The 15,496-nt window shown below is 42.0% G+C and carries 14 protein-coding genes; 13 read left to right on the top strand and 1 reads right to left on the bottom strand.

Annotated elements, in window-relative coordinates:
* Positions 1 to 30 precede the first annotated feature (30 nt).
* On the top strand, positions 31 to 1,581 hold the full coding sequence (locus NLF92_RS10750) for a DNA recombination protein RmuC (protein ID WP_254101740.1): 1,551 nt from the start codon (positions 31 to 33) through the stop codon (positions 1,579 to 1,581).
* Between the two features lie 144 nt (positions 1,582 to 1,725).
* Here NLF92_RS10750 and NLF92_RS10745 read toward each other — a convergent pair whose 3' ends face one another.
* A complete protein-coding gene (locus tag NLF92_RS10745) occupies positions 1,726 to 2,592 on the bottom strand; it encodes a DMT family transporter (protein WP_254101738.1) in 867 nt (288 codons plus the stop codon).
* Positions 2,593 to 2,828: 236 nt separating this feature from the next.
* Here NLF92_RS10745 and NLF92_RS10740 point away from each other — a divergent pair, with 236 nt between their 5' ends.
* The 12 genes from NLF92_RS10740 (at position 2,829) to NLF92_RS10685 (ending at position 15,480) form a co-directional block, all read left to right on the top strand.
* Positions 2,829 to 3,614, top strand: coding sequence for a class II glutamine amidotransferase (locus NLF92_RS10740; RefSeq protein WP_254101801.1), 786 nt, complete (start codon positions 2,829 to 2,831; stop codon positions 3,612 to 3,614).
* Positions 3,615 to 3,708: 94 nt separating this feature from the next.
* Positions 3,709 to 5,496: a DUF1800 domain-containing protein gene (locus NLF92_RS10735; protein ID WP_254101736.1), complete on the top strand. Its 1,788-nt coding sequence runs from the start codon at positions 3,709 to 3,711 to the stop codon at positions 5,494 to 5,496.
* 9 nt (positions 5,497 to 5,505) lie between these two features.
* The gene (locus tag NLF92_RS10730) at positions 5,506 to 6,849 is read left to right on the top strand and encodes a DUF1501 domain-containing protein (RefSeq protein WP_254101734.1); all 1,344 of its coding nucleotides are present in this window, start codon (positions 5,506 to 5,508) and stop codon (positions 6,847 to 6,849) included.
* An 88-nt stretch (positions 6,850 to 6,937) separates the two neighbouring features.
* The gene (locus tag NLF92_RS10725) at positions 6,938 to 7,210 is read left to right on the top strand and encodes a hypothetical protein (RefSeq protein WP_254101732.1); all 273 of its coding nucleotides are present in this window, start codon (positions 6,938 to 6,940) and stop codon (positions 7,208 to 7,210) included.
* Positions 7,211 to 7,550: 340 nt separating this feature from the next.
* Positions 7,551 to 10,343, top strand: coding sequence for a monovalent cation/H+ antiporter subunit A (locus tag NLF92_RS10720; RefSeq protein WP_254101730.1), 2,793 nt, complete (start codon positions 7,551 to 7,553; stop codon positions 10,341 to 10,343).
* Positions 10,343 to 10,714 (top strand): Na+/H+ antiporter subunit C, encoded by a 372-nt coding sequence (locus NLF92_RS10715; RefSeq protein ID WP_254101728.1) that lies wholly within the window; start codon positions 10,343 to 10,345, stop codon positions 10,712 to 10,714. Before NLF92_RS10720 ends, NLF92_RS10715 begins: the two co-directional genes overlap by 1 nt.
* Positions 10,711 to 12,240, top strand: a complete 1,530-nt coding sequence (locus NLF92_RS10710; RefSeq protein WP_254101727.1) for a monovalent cation/H+ antiporter subunit D — start codon at positions 10,711 to 10,713, stop codon at positions 12,238 to 12,240. The genes NLF92_RS10715 and NLF92_RS10710 overlap by 4 nt, the downstream gene beginning before the upstream one ends.
* A 2-nt stretch (positions 12,241 to 12,242) precedes the next feature.
* Positions 12,243 to 12,737, top strand: a complete 495-nt coding sequence (locus tag NLF92_RS10705; RefSeq protein WP_254101725.1) for a Na+/H+ antiporter subunit E — start codon at positions 12,243 to 12,245, stop codon at positions 12,735 to 12,737.
* Positions 12,731 to 13,000, top strand: coding sequence for a K+/H+ antiporter subunit F (locus NLF92_RS10700; protein ID WP_254101723.1), 270 nt, complete (start codon positions 12,731 to 12,733; stop codon positions 12,998 to 13,000). The genes NLF92_RS10705 and NLF92_RS10700 overlap by 7 nt, the downstream gene beginning before the upstream one ends.
* Positions 13,001 to 13,009: 9 nt before the next feature.
* Entirely contained in the window at positions 13,010 to 13,378 is a 369-nt protein-coding gene (locus NLF92_RS10695) for a Na+/H+ antiporter subunit G (protein WP_254101716.1), read from the top strand.
* 51 nt (positions 13,379 to 13,429) lie between these two features.
* Entirely contained in the window at positions 13,430 to 14,779 is a 1,350-nt protein-coding gene (locus NLF92_RS10690) for an MFS transporter (RefSeq protein WP_349293225.1), read from the top strand.
* 194 nt (positions 14,780 to 14,973) lie between these two features.
* Positions 14,974 to 15,480 carry a nitrate- and nitrite sensing domain-containing protein gene (locus NLF92_RS10685; RefSeq protein WP_254101712.1) on the top strand — a complete coding sequence of 169 codons (507 nt, stop codon included), beginning with the start codon at positions 14,974 to 14,976 and terminating at the stop codon, positions 15,478 to 15,480.
* Positions 15,481 to 15,496 lie beyond the last annotated feature (16 nt).

Raw genomic sequence — 15,496 nt, 5'->3', positions numbered from 1 at the left:
ACATGATTACTTTAAACTGAAGGGAAAAAAATGGATTTTTGGCAGTTTTATGCACAGTATGAGCTTTGGATTATTAGTTCAAGCGCGGCTTTTATCACCTTTTTGATTTGTTATCTCGTTGCCAATTCACACATACAAAACTATCAAAAAATCTTAATTGAAAAAAATAAATCGATTACCTTATTAGAAACTGATCTAAAGAAACAAGAAGCTGAAAATAAGGCATTGGCTGTAGAAAAATCTCAGTTAATCACTGACAAAGTGGAGTTACATGCAGACAATGTCCATATTCTGGATCGCAATGATGAACTACGCCAAGACATTCACCAATTGCAAGAAAGTATCAAAACTCAACAAGCCCACATTTTAAAACTACAAACACAGAATACCGAAATTACTACGCAGGCAAGAGAAAAAGAACAAAGCTTTAAAGAACAACTGCAACTACTTCAAGACAATAAAATCGCATTAAAGACCGAGTTTGAAAATCTGTCTACTCAGATCCTAGAGAAGAAAACAGAGTCGTTTAAAGCAACCAATACCGAAGCTATGAAGCACTTGTTGACGCCGATGCAATCTGAGTTAAAGGCATTTAAAGAAAAAGTTGAAACCATCCATACCCAAGAAACAGCACAAAGAGCGTCACTCAAAAATGAGTTGGAAAACTTACAAAAGCTTAATACACAGATCACCGACCAAGCCAAAAAGTTAACGACAGCCCTGAAAGGTGAGAAAAAAGTACAGGGGAATTGGGGCGAGTTGATGCTAGAAAATATCCTCGATAATGCAGGACTGCGTCTAGGAAAAGATTATAAACGCGAAGTGACATTAGTCGGAGAAGAAGGCAAGTTTAGACCTGATGCAGTGGTTTATCTGCCACAAGGTAAGCATTTGGTGATTGATGCTAAAACTTCTTTTAATGCGTATACCACTTATGTAAATGCTGAAGAACCGATGAGTCGACAAGACGCTTTAGCTGAACACGTCAAAGCCGTTAGAGCCCGTTTGACAGAGTTATCTGATAAAGACTACTTTAAATTAGAAGGGATAAACTCACCAGAAGTGGTAGTGATGTTTTTACCAATCGAGTCAGCCTATGTCGAAGCATTAAAAGCGGATGAGCAACTATTTCAATTGGCGTTAGATAAAAATATATTGATTGCCACACCGACCACACTTTTGACTAGTCTCAATATTGTGCGTCAATTATGGCGTTTCGAAGAACAAAATAAACATACGGCAGAGTTAGCCAGTCGAGCAGAGAAATTTTATGCCAAATTAAATACGTTCCTTGGCAGTATGGATGCAGTAGGTAAACAATTAGAAAAAGCGCAAGACACCTATGTGAAAGCTTATGGACAATTATACAGCGGCAAAGCGAACTTGATTAAGCAAGCTGCTGAATTTAAAGAGTTAGGTGTATCGGTGCAAAAAGAATTACCTGAAGCGCTCGTCGAAAAAGCTAATTTGGAATTAGGCAGTACGGCGCTTGAAAATCAAGAACAAGCTTCTGAAAACCATGAAGGTAATCTCACACATCTCACTGATTCTGAGTCTGAGAGTGATGCTGAAAGTGCTTAATCGCATACTCACTTAGTGACTGGATGCTTAGGTGCTTGCTCAGTAAGTAAATTTGTCCCGTTCTTTTATATGCACTGCAGTGTTGAACTGCTGCTTATTGTCAATATATTTCATCAATGCTGCGTTTTGTTCCGCACTCAAATGCTATTTGCTCACTCGTCTGGTCCATATGGCTCCGGCCATCGCCAAAATCATGCCTGGAATTGCGCTGAGTGGGACGGTTTCTCCAGCTACCGGCCAGGCTATAAGCGCAGCGACGGCAGGTACCAAAAACATAATTGATGTTGCTTGAGCTAGTGAACCTGTGCGAACCATAGCAAACATCAGCATTATGCCCACTACAGTGTTGACGATACTCAAATGCGCAGTAGCCAAAAAGAATGTCGGTTCAGGGGTAAACGCAAAACCTTCAACAAACCATGCTAGTGGAATACTTACTAGCATCGCAAAAACATACTGCACACCAGTTGCCATCAGAGGGTGTATATGCATTTTTCTCTGCTTTTCAATCACTTGACCCACTGACATACCTAACACCGCTAAAAAGCCGAGTAAGGCACCTAATAAATAGCCCTGCTGTCCTTGCATATCGATACCGATGACCCAAGCAGCGCCAGATAAACCTAGAAATAGCCCCAGCCAAACTCGCCATGAGGGCCATTGTTTAATGAATGCTGCACTTGCCAAAATAATGAGAACCGGTTGTGACGCTGCAAACAACGCCATAATGTTGGCACTAGCACCGAGTTTCATACCTACATACAAAGTACCAAAGTGCCCGATGTGAAGAAACAAGCCAGTGGCCATTAAGCCTTTAATTTGGCTCCATTTGGGTAGTGATAAACGCAAATACCAGATGATAGGAAGGACAAATAACGATGCTCCTATGTAGCGATACGCCAGTAGATTTAGTGGTTCGGTATATTCTAGGGCGAGTTTGGCAACAGCATAACCAGAGCTCCAGACACATAAAAATAACCAGGGTAGCATACGTTGTAATAGTGGGGACATAAACGGTTTTGGTTGGCTTATAAAAACTGCAGTCTAAACGTTTTATGGTTTCATGGTGTACGCCTTTAGTCTTAGGTTGTCCTATTTACAGTTTCCTCATCTGGGATAAGTTGGGTAATTTTTCATCGTTTTACAATAAAACCGAGGATTAACCTGAATTTGCCGTTTTGCAATGGTTCACACCTTAGCTTAGGTTTGCTATTCTGAAGGTATTGTTGGATGAATTAGTAAGAAGTATGTGTCAGTTAATGGGAATGTCGGCAAACGTGCCGACCGATGCGCGATTTAGTTTTACGGGGCTAGTAGAACGAGCAGGGCGTACAGATATTCACAAAGATGGTTGGGGTTTACTCTTTTATATTGGTAAAGGTGTCCAAGAGTTCCGTGATCTAAAAGCGGGTTCGGAGTGCGACGTAGCCAATTTTTTAAAACAACAATGTATCAAAAGTAATATCGTGGTTAGCCATATCCGACAAGCCAATGTAGGGGCGCTTACGCTAGAGAATACCCATCCTTTTCGCCGCGAATTATGGGGACAAAATTGGGGGTTTGCCCACAATGGGCAACTAGAAGGCATCCACGATAAATTACCTTTAGGGCGCTATTTACCTGTTGGGACCACGGATTCTGAGCACATTTTTTGTTGGCTGCTAGATCAAATTCATCAAGCATTTCCTCATCCACCAAGTGATCCTCAGACACTGTATGCTTTTATCTATGAAAAGAGACAATATCTGCATGATTTTGGTGTCTGTAACTTTTTATTATCTGATGGCGATGTACTTATCGCGCATTGTTCTAATAAACTGCAATGGGTAACTCGCAGAGCCCCATTTGGTCCTGCTTTGTTAAAAGACTTGGATTTTTCAGTCGATTTTTCTGCAGAAACAACGCCCAATGATGTTGTGACAGTATTAGCTACTGAGCCATTGACGACCAACGAGATTTGGACGAAGATGACTCCTGGTGATATGTTGGTATTTAAAGCGGGTGAAATCATTGGCGAATTTGTCAGCCGATAAATAATATCTATACCCACGTATGATGAGCAAAGTGGTAACTTTACCAATACCGATTAAACTTAACTAAAGTGCGTCAGTGGGTATAGGTGTCGAGATGAACAAAAACAATATATGGTCTGCGGTTTTAATTTTAGTGACCGTTACATTAACTGCATGTGGAGGAGGCTCTGACTCAGCACAAACCAGTGCAAATCCTTCGCCAGTTCAACCCACACCGACTACACCGACCACACCGACTACACCGACCACACCGTCTACACCTACCGCCCCAACCACGCCTTCTACCCCAACCGTGCCAACAGTCCCTTCTGTTGAATTAACAGAAAATGCTGCTGCTCGCTTTTTAACACAGGCGACTTTTGGGCCTACTTTAGCGGAGATACAGGCGTTAACTGAACAAGGTTTCGATGATTGGTTAGATGAGCAGATCACTCTGCCAATGAGTTCCCATCGAACACGTACCGAGTCTATTTTTTTAGCCGATACCAATGCTCAGGAGCGAGAAGCAGAAAGACCTTGGAGTGGACATCGCTACAGTGCATGGCTTGACATTGCTTATCACGGTGAAGACCAACTGCGCCAAAGAGTCGCATTTGCTTTGAGTCAACTTTTCGTTGTTTCGGATAAAAGTATGTTGGATAACGAACATTATGCGCTTGCTGCGTATTATGATGGTTTAGCTGAACATGCTTTTGGTTCGTATCGAGATTTGTTGGAATACGTCACCTTGTCACCGGTTATGGGGTTGTATTTAAACATGCTCGGTAATGAAAAGCCCGATCTTGAAAATAATATTAGGCCAGATGAAAATTACGCTCGTGAAGTGATGCAATTATTTACGATTGGGTTGGATGAACTCAATATCGATGGCACTTTAAAACAAGCGAATGGCAGACCCATACCCACTTATGACATTGCTGATGTAAAGGCTTATGCACATGTGTTTACGGGGTGGCATTTTGCAGGGACAACCGCTGCAACATGGCATAGGTGGTGGCAAAATCGCAACTTTTTTGAGCCGATGGAACTGGTCGCAGAGTACCATGCGAACACCGCTGAGCAGCAACTATTGTCTAATATGACTGTTCCTGCAGGCGTCTCAGGAGAGCAGGCTATGCAGATAGCTTTAGATAGTCTGTTTTTACATCCAAACGTAGCTCCTTTTGTTGCACAACATTTAATCCAACGTTTGGTCACATCGAATCCATCTCCGGCATACGTAGCTAGGGTTGCCACCGTTTTTAATAGTAATCAAAATGGTGAGCGCGGTCAGTTAGCTGATGTGGTGAAAGCAATACTCCTAGATCCAGAAGCTAGAGCTGAACCGTCAGAACAGTCGCCACAGTTTGGTAAAATCAAAGAACCGCTTTTACGAGGAGTACAAATGGTTCGGGCTTTTGGGATCCAGACCGTTGCCACGCTGGAGCCCCAATGGCCTGAGTATCAACATAACCAAGCCCCTTTATCAGCACCATCGGTATTTAATTTCTTTGCAGCGGACTTCTCACCCGTAGGGAGTTTGAGTGATGCAAACTTGGTCGCACCTGAGTTGGAAATCATTAATGACACATTTATGGTGCGCAATGCTAATCATGCTGCATGGTGGTCTTTGTGGGCCCCGACTGTCGCTGAGTTAGACAGTGCTGATGGTCGCACAATGACGATTGATTACAGTGTCTACACCCCAATGCTTGCCACCGGACCAGAACCCTATATTGATTTTTTAAATACCGTGTTATTGAGTGGCACCATGCCAGAGGAAATGCGCCAAACCTTGATTGATTACGATACTGCAACGCGTAGTTGGCAAGAAGACATTGCACGCATCAAAGAGTTAACATTTCTGGTGACGAGTTCACCCCAGTTTGCAGTGCAGCGCTAGGAGAATATCATGAACCGAAGACATTTTTTACAAGCCTCTTTGGCTGCTATTGGTGCACTCAGTACGAGTAGTACTCTTGGGGCTCAACTACAGCTAGCTTCTGCACTCTCTGCAGCTCGATTTACTGATTACAAGGCCATCATTTGTATCTTTTTGTACGGTGGTCATGACAGCTTTAATTTAGTGATACCCACTGACGGTCAGCAATATACTGACTATGCTAATACTCGGCAAAGTTTGGCATATGCTCAGGAACATCTGGTCAGTTTAAGTCAAGCCGATACCATGCCTTTAGGTATGCATGAAAATGCGGCACCCTTAGCCGAGTTGTTTAATACTGGACAAGCTTCTGTGATCAGTAATATTGGACCGATGGTCGCTCCTGCGCAAAAATCCGAATTGCTGGCCAATGATGCGTTATTACCTCCTCAACTTTTTTCACACAATGACCAACAAGCACTGTGGCAAAATGGCGTGATGGACACCGGTACCACATCAGGGTGGGGCGGGCGTATGGCGGATTTACTCATGGATAGCTCCAGCAATTTACCACTGAGCTTTAGTTTAGGTGGGACCAATTTGTTTCAAAGTGGTCGCTTGGCACAACACTATGTTATGAATACAGACGGCGTAGAGCAATTTGGGGGCTTAAACCCTGAGCACGATTGGAATGATCGCCGAATAGCACATCACTTGCGGATCTTAGCTGCGAGTGAAGATATCTTTAGCCAAAGTTACGCTAGTAAAATGACAGCAGTTAGAGAAAATAATGCGTTATTAAGTGCGGCTTTGGCCAATGTCCCAGACGCAGAAACCAATTATTGGTCTGACAATAAACTAGCCCGTCAGCTAAAAACGATAGCTAAAGTCATGTCAGCTCAAGCAGCCTTGGGACAAAATCGGCAGATCTTTTTTGCATCTTTAGGTGGGTTTGATACCCATGATGATCAGGCCACACAATTACCACTCTTGCAAAAAACACTCGCCGAGGCTATGGCTGGTTTTCAGGCGGATATTACCGCTCGTGGCTTAGCTAATAGCGCGGTGACATTTACACAGTCAGAGTTTGGACGGACGTTGACATCCAATGGTGATGGCACGGATCACGGTTGGGCTGGGCACCAAATCATCATGGGTAACCCGATCCAAGGCGGACGTATCTTTGGTCACATGCCAGAGCAAGTGATTGGCAATTATGATGATTATGGCGATGGCCGAATTATCCCTACGACCTCGATTGAGCAGTTTGGCAGTCAGGTGGCACAATGGTTTGGTTTAGGTAATAACGAAATATTAGATATATTTCCTCACTTAAACCGTTTTGATGAATTAGATTTTAGGATTTTTGGTTAAGAATTATTCTTATATAATGTAAGAATAATACTCATAGCACTTTTCAGGATGAATTGTTAAATTACACAAAAAAGGAACTTTGTTTACTATGACTGTGCTTAATCATTTAATAATCCCACCTAATATTATGTTTTCAGATTTGTATCTGTTTAAAAATTATAAAAATGAGGTGCGCTATAACCAATACGTGTTAGAACGTGTTTGTGATGCCAGTGGTATTCCTCTGAGCACCCATGAGGTTTGCTTAAATCAGCAAAACATTGAAGTGATCAACCTTTGGTATCAACAACACCTGCAGCAAGGGGGGAAACGAGAACCTATTGCTGAAGAAATAGCCCAATTAGCCGTTGGTGACCAATAAACGTATTATTTATCATTATTAATACTATTGTAATAAATAGATTATTATAAATACTATTTTGTGTTGCAGTTTATATTTTCCAAACGGTCTTCCCAAACATACTGTTTATTTAGGTTCAGCATATCCGACATTTTCGTACTCGATGATTTACCAAATCCTTCAAGATCCCAATATCTCGCCCGATACGTTCTTTACCAGTGATGTTTGCTTATGAACGTATAGAAATGACTAAAAGTGTTTCATTTTTTTTATATTCTCTGTAATCTTAAAGATATAAGACTAACGTGTAAGACGTTAATAATAAGAACAATATTCCTTGAAAAAGGGGTAAGGATACTAGATGAGTTTGTTTTTGATTGTTGCTTTGTTGTTGATCGGGGTGTTGGTTCCCATATATACCGAGCGGTTTGGCCGCAAAATCAATACCTTTGCCACAATGCTTGCTCCCGGTATAGCATTCGCCTACATCATCTCATTAATTGATAATATTTTTGCTGGTGAGCATATTATTGAGTATTTGCAGTGGATACCCTCTGTAGGTCTGACACTATCACTACACCTTGACGGTTTGGCCTTAATGTTTGCCTTACTCATCTTGGGAATTGGTCTGCTAGTCATTTTTTATGCAAATTACTACCTTTCCGACAAAGAAGATGCAGGGCGATTCTATGCCTACTTAATCCTCTTTATGACAGCTATGCTGTCCATCGTTTTATCCAATAATGTGCTCCAAATGTGGATGGCATGGGAAGTCACTAGTATTAGTTCTTTCTTGTTGATTAGTTTTTGGGGGCACAAGTCCGAGTCTCGCAAAGGGGCACGCATGGCGCTTACAGTGACGGGTGCTGGCGGCTTAGCTTTATTAGCGGGTTTATTATTAATCGGTGATATTGTTGGTTCTTATGAGTTAAGTGTGATTCTCGGCAGTGGTGAGACCATCATTAATCATGCGTTGTATCCTGTCGTACTCACATTGGTATTGTTAGGTGCGTTTACTAAATCTGCGCAATTTCCGTTTCATTTTTGGCTACCGCATGCCATGGCTGCGCCCACTCCTGTAAGCGCTTATCTACATTCAGCCACCATGGTAAAAGCGGGTATCTTTTTGATGGCGCGTTTTTATCCGGTTCTGGCCGGTACTGAAATGTGGTTTTTGATTGTGACTACTGCAGGTTTGATGACCCTATTACTCGGGGCCTATGTTGCTTTATTTAAACACGATCTGAAAGGGTTGTTGGCATATTCGACGATCAGCCATTTGGGCTTGATCACATTACTACTGGGTCTAGATACCCGACTTGCCGCAGTCGCTGCTTTGTTTCATATTATGAATCACGCTGTTTTCAAAGCCTCTTTATTTATGGCTGCCGGTATAATTGACCATGAGTCAGGCAGTCGTGATATGCGCAAACTCAACGGTTTATGGCAGTTTATGCCTTATACCGCGACCCTCGCGATGGTCGCCGCCGCGTCAATGGCTGGGGTGCCCTTGTTTAATGGTTTCTTATCCAAAGAAATGTTCCTAGCTGAGACGTTACATCAACACGCTTTTGGTTTCTTGTCATGGATGATCCCTGTCTTAGCTACGCTAGCTGGCGTATTTTCCGTAGCATATTCACTGCGTTTTATTCACGATGTTTTCTTTAACGGAGAACCTGTTGATCTGCCTAAAACGCCACATGAGCCACCTCGGTTTATGAAGTTACCGATTGAGGTATTGGTCGTAATTTGTATTTTAGTGGGGCTTTTTCCTGTCATGATGATCGGAGATTTCTTGGCTGTGGCATCCAAAGCAGTGCTTCGTACAACAGACTTACCCTATTATAGCTTATCTATTTGGCATGGATTTAATTTGCCACTAATGATGAGCGGCATTGCGATTCTAGGTGGGATTATTGTGTATGCTTATCGCAGTAAACTTTATCGTTTCCAATCCCAGTTTATGCAAACGGATGCCAAGTTAATCTTTGAAGGTGTCGTGCAAACTGTGATTAGTCGTTTAAGCCAAGCACATGAACGTTTTGATACAGGCTCTTTACAAAGATATGTTGCCGCGATGTTAGTGTTTACCATTGCATTAATCGGCTTACCTCTATTTGAATTTGATGTAGGTTTTGAGCCGGTCAATATGCAAGATGTTTCTGGGATTGAGATTTCACTGGGGGTTATTATGTGCCTAAGTGCCATTGCCACTATGATTTTTCATCGTCAACGTCTGGTTGCGCTGATCGCTATTTCGGTTGTTGGTTTAGTGTTATCCATCGCATTTGCCCGTTTTTCTGCGCCAGATTTAGCATTAACCCAGTTAGCGGTTGAAGTCGCGACCGTGATTTTATTGATGTTAGCGTTATTTTTCTTGCCAAAGAAAACCGCATCTGAAAGTGCACCTTCCCGCGTGGTACGTGATTTGGGGATAGCGGCGGCGTTTGGTGGTTTAGTTGCGACGATAAACTACATTTTTATTACTCAGCCATTGGCTAGTATTTCAGAATTTTATTTGGCAAACAGTAAAACCGGTGGCGGTGGTACCAATGCAGTTAACGTTATCTTGGTAGATTTTCGTGGACTCGATACGTTAGGTGAAATCCTTGTATTAGGCATTGCAGCATTGGGTATTTTTAAAATGCTGGCACGTATTCGTTTAGCGATGCCATCGTCTGATGAAAAAGGCCGTCCTTGGTCGACCGACCGTTATCCACCTATTGTATCAATGGTCTCACAGGCATTGTTACCACTGGCGTTATTGGTTTCATTCTATATTTTCTTGCGTGGGCATAATATGCCAGGTGGAGGGTTTATTGCTGGATTAATTACAGCAGTGGCAATGATTCAACAGTACATCGCACATGGTGTGGAATGGATCAAACCCAGAGTGAAGGTGGATTATCAGAATCTGATTGGTTTGGGTGTCCTAATTGCTGCTTTTACAGGAGTGGCGAGCTGGGGCTTTGGCTATCCATTCATGACAACGTGGTTCGATTATTTTGATATTCCATTTATTGGTGAAATTGAACTTGCTAGTGCATTGGTATTTGATTTAGGTGTATACCTTACAGTTGTGGGGGCGACCTTAATGATCCTCGCTCACTTAGGTAAATTATCAACACCGGAACGTCCTAAGGTAGAAGCGTAATGGAATTATTATATGTCATTTGTGTAGGTGTCTTGACCTTTAGCGGGATCTTCTTGTGTTTGCGGGGGAGAACATTCCCTGTAGTCGTGGGTTTAACGATGCTAGGCTATGCTGTCAATATGTTCTTATTTTCCAGTGGCCGTTTAAACTTGGAAGGTGCGGCTATTTTGGGCATGGCCGAACAATATGCCGATCCATTACCACAGGCGTTGGTATTGACGGCTATTGTCATTGGTTTTGCGATGATTGCGTTTGTAGTGATTCTGTCTATGCGTGCTCGAGCTGATTTGGGGTCTGATTTTGTGGATGGTCGAGAACCTGTGGATGCCAGAAAATTGGTGGAACGTAACTCAAGAGGGCAGGCAGAATGAATTTTCTAGATCATATGCCAATCTGGCCAATCTTGATCCCCATGATCGGCGGTTTGCTAATGTTATTACCGCCTTTTGCTGGGATTGAGCGGTACCAATCAAGGCGTTATTTTGCTGCCATCTTAGTCGTTTTACAGCTTGTTTGTGGCATGTTTCTGTTGAACTCGGTCATATCCAGTGAAAATTTGCTGTATGCCGTGGGTAATTGGCAACCGCCATTTGGCATTATTCTGTATGTTGACCCGTTAGCTGCTCTGTTGGTCTGTTTAACAAGCTTTTTGGGTATAGGCGTCGTCTTGTACTCATTTTCTGGTGAAGATAGAGCAGGGCGTTATTATCACCCATTAATTCAATTTCAAATTTTGGGTATTAACGGTGCGTTTCTCACTAATGACTTGTTTAATTTATTTGTGTTTTTTGAGGTGCTGTTAATCGCTTCATACAGTTTGTTGATTCACGCTGGCGCCAAACAAAAAACCGAAGCTGCGGTCCATTATGTTATTTTAAATTTGATTGGTTCTAGTATCTTCTTGTTTGCCTTGGGCACGATGTATGGTGCTGTAGGGAGTTTAAATATTGCGGATATCGCAATGAAACTACCCTCGTTATCTGATTCAGATACCTTACTTGCAAACATTGCAGGGGCACTGTTATTAGTTGTGTTTGGTTTAAAATCGGCGATGCTGCCATTACATTTTTGGTTACCCAAAACATATTCAGCTGCCAGTGCACCTATTGCAGCCCTGTTTGCGATTATGACCAAAGTTGGTATCTATTGTATTTTCCGCGTATACACCATTATCTATGGTGAGTTTGCGGGCAGTTTGAGTGATTTTGTCATACCTATTATTTGGCCTCTTGCACTAGCCAGTATTGTCGCGGGCACAGTTGGGGTCATAGTTAGTCCTACCTTGCGGGGCATGACCGGTAATTTAGTTGTGGTATCGGTAGGTACTTTACTACTAGGTTTCGCTCTGCGCACACCAGAAGCTAGTGGTGCCGCTTTTTATTATCTCATTCACAGTACATTGGCCAGTGCGGCGCTTTTCTTGCTGGCCGAGATGATTGGTCAGCAGCGTGGTAAAGCATTGGACCGTTTCGTCATTTCTAGAAAGCTCAAAAACCAAACCTTTCTAGGGTTTTGTTTTTTTGTCGCCGCAATGATGGCTGCCGGATTACCGCCTTTTTCAGGGTTCTTAGGGAAATTAGTCATTTTACAATCAGCAGTGACAACACAAGAAAAAATTTGGGTCTATAGTGCTTTACTTATTTCGAGTTTAGTGACCATTATTGCTTTTTCACGAGCTGGAACTACTTTATTTTGGCGCCACGCTGGGAACAAAGATGTCAGTGATTCACCTGATCTCACGAGCTGGCAAAAAGTAGGGGTGTTGATCTTGCTTGCTGCGGGTCCATTACTGGCGTTAGGTGGAGAGCATATGCTGGCATTGACCGGTGTGGCAGCGAATGAGTTACACAACGTCAATGCTTTGATTGAGTTGATGGGGTTAAGGGGAGAGCAATAGCTATGTTAAAACGTATATTTCCGTTACCACATCACAGTATTCTTATTTTTGCGGTTTGGCTGATGTTGAATAATTCACTTAGTCCAGGCCATATTTTATTGGGTATTGTATTAGGGATACTCATCCCTTATCTCAGTGCGCCTTTGCGGATCCCTCAACCCAGCATAGCGAAACCTTTGAAGCTGTTTCCGTATGTGTTGATGGTGTTAAAAGATATTATCGTGGCCAATATTCAAGTCGCTTTGCTAGTGTTAGGACCGACTAAAAACATTAAACCAGGCTTTATTGCAGTACCGCTGGATATTAAAGACGACTTACCATTGACGGTTCTTGCCAGTACCGTAACGATGACACCGGGTACAGTCAGTGCTGAAGTCTCCCAAGAAAATGAATATTTGTACGTGCATGTGCTGCATTTGCCAGAAGATGAACAAGAGATCATTTCGTACATTAAAACGCATTACGAAGCTAAAATTAAGGAGATATTTGGATGTTAAATATCGCAGTTATTTTTGTTGGAGTGATTTTGTGTATCGCACTCATTCTAAACCTTATTCGCTTATTTTTGGGGCCTAATACAGCGGATCGTATTTTAGCGTTGGACACAATGTACATAAACAGTATTGCATTGATCCTAGTGTATGGAATGCATTCGGAGACACCGTTATACTTTGAAGCTGCATTATTGATTGCGATGCTTGGGTTTGTCAGTAGTGTGGCATTTTCTAAATATTTATTGCGCGGCGATATCATCGAATAGGAGAGTCCCATGGTGTTTGAAATAATTATTTCAGTGCTACTGATTATTGGTGGCTTGTTTATTCTGATTGGTTCGTTGGGGTTATTGCGGTTACCTGATTTTTATACGCGTTTACATGCACCGACCAAAGCGACCACTTTAGGGCTTGGTAGTGTGTTGTTAGCGTCTATGGTTTTCACCTATAAAATCGAGGGTTATATTAGTGTAAATGAACTTTTGATTACTTTATTTTTAGTGATCACGGCCCCTGTTGTTGCCCATATACTCGCCAAGGTTGGATTTCATCATCAGGTCAAAATGACAGCGAATACACGCAACCAAGAACTAGTGAAAGTCGCTAGAGTGAGAGGCAAACCTCAAAATAAGATTGAGGAATAATCACTACCTTATTTTTTAGATGTTCGGAGTAGCATTATTTCTCAGTTTTATATTGCCTTAGTTGCGGTTTGTGCTGGATATCTACTGGCACCTATGGGGATGGCCGCAGTTAACGTCGCTATTCCTGCGCTCGCTCAAGACTTGCAAGCTTCAGCGGTCAAAGTCGCTTGGCTACCGACGGTTTATATTTTAAGTAATGTAGCATTCTTACTGCCTGTAGGAAAGTTAGCAGATATGTACGGTAGAAAGCGTATGTATGTTGGCGGCCTTATCTTAAACTGTATTGCTGCTTTGTTTTGTACTTTTTCATCCAATATTGATGTCATTTTATTCTGGCGCTTTGTTCAAGGTATTGCTGCAGCTATGATATTTGGCACCGGTGTCGCTATTGTCAGTTCCATTGTCCCGGATCAAAAACGGGGAATGGCCTTGGGCATTGTAGCATCGTGCGTGTATTTTGGTCTGACTTTAGCACCAGCTTTGGGTGGCTATCTTACTGAGCTTTATGGCTGGCGAGCAGTGTTTTTCTTCCAAGTTCCCCCAATTGTTTTGCTGATTGGATTTATTTTATTGTATTTAAAAGGGGAGTGGCGTCATGCGGTGAAAGGTCGTTATGATGTTTACGGTACATTCATATTTGTCGCATTTACGACGTCTTTAGTGTTTGGCTTAAGCTTTATCACTGAACTACAAGGCTTTCTAATGTTTGTGCTCTCATTGCTATTGTTAGCCGCGTTCATTTATCACCAAAGTCAGCAGTCACATCCTTTGATCCGTGTGCAGTTGTTTAGAGAAAATAGATTGTTTTCTTTGAGCCTACTTACTTCATTTTTTATGTATGGCAGTAACTTCGCGTTATTGTTTTTACTTAGTTTATATCTTCAATTTATTTTAGGTTATTCCCCTTCTCATGCTGGTAACATTTTACTTTTACAAGCCCTAGCAATGGCGATTATAGCGCCATTTGCTGGTAAGTTAGCCGACCGTTTTAATTCACGTATAGTTGCAACACTTGGGTGCTTGGGTGTCGCACTAGGTTTAGTCGTGCTTAATTTTCTGGATATGCACAGCCAGGCAGAGCAGGTAGGGGTGGGGCTTGTGGTGGTGGGAATTGGTTTTGGTTTATTTTCTACGCCAAACAATAAAGCGATTATGAGTTCTGTTAGTAGCGATAATGTGGGCATTGCTTCAGCGGCAATGAATCTTGGACGAACGCTGGGCAATTTAGTGGGTATGAGTCTCGTTAATGTGATGGTGATTTACTTTATTGGGGATGCAATTATCTCAGAGTTAGTCAAAAACGAGTTGATGTTGACTGTAAGTATGGCTCTGAAAATGTCACTGTTGATGGTGTGTTTAGCTTGTGTGGGTTCGTCGATGCGTGGCAAAAACGTACTTTAACTTCAAGATTTTTAGAGAGTAAATGAGGTCCATATAGCGTGAAAATGGCATGTTACAATAGTGGGATAACATGTTATGCCCCAATTGTTTTTACCAGTAGCCCCCACTTTTTTTGAGTACACAAAATTAGACATCTTTTTTTTCCGTTTTTTGCCGATACAAGGTTACTTTTACAGCAGATTCATGGAAGAAAAATGCTCGCAAACCAATTAATCCAACGTTTTAATCCTTCAATAAAGCAACTCCTATTTATTTCTGCAGCTTTAGGTATTGCGGTTTGTGTGATTTTGGGAACCAAACAAATTATCAACATGAACGAAAATGTTACCCGCTACCAGCAAAATGAGGTGGTAGTGAATATCATGTCTGTATTGGATAACGTTGCTCACCAACACGCTTTAGAACGAGGCTTAAGTGCAGGATTTGTTGGTTCAGGTAATAAAGCTGTATTCAAAAGACTAGAGGCACAACGTAAATTAGCAGACGAATCCGTGTTGAACCTAGAGAGGTTTTTACTGACCGTAGACAAATCAAAACTCAATCTTTCGTTTATTGATATGTTGTATGGTCGGCTCTCGAAAAAAAGCATGATCCGCCAGCAAGTCGATGCACGAAATGGTAGTCAATTTTTTATATATTACTCGTCAATAAATCGCAAAGTGAGTAAGCGTACGGCCATTACACCTAGTATCTTTATTTAAGTGTCCACTTGTTTTT

This window comes from Opacimonas viscosa, assembly GCF_024199005.1.
GTDB lineage: Bacteria > Pseudomonadota > Gammaproteobacteria > Enterobacterales > Alteromonadaceae > Opacimonas > Opacimonas viscosa.
Note: the sequence above shows the minus strand (reverse complement) of the source record. Positions and strands in the feature narration are given on the sequence as shown.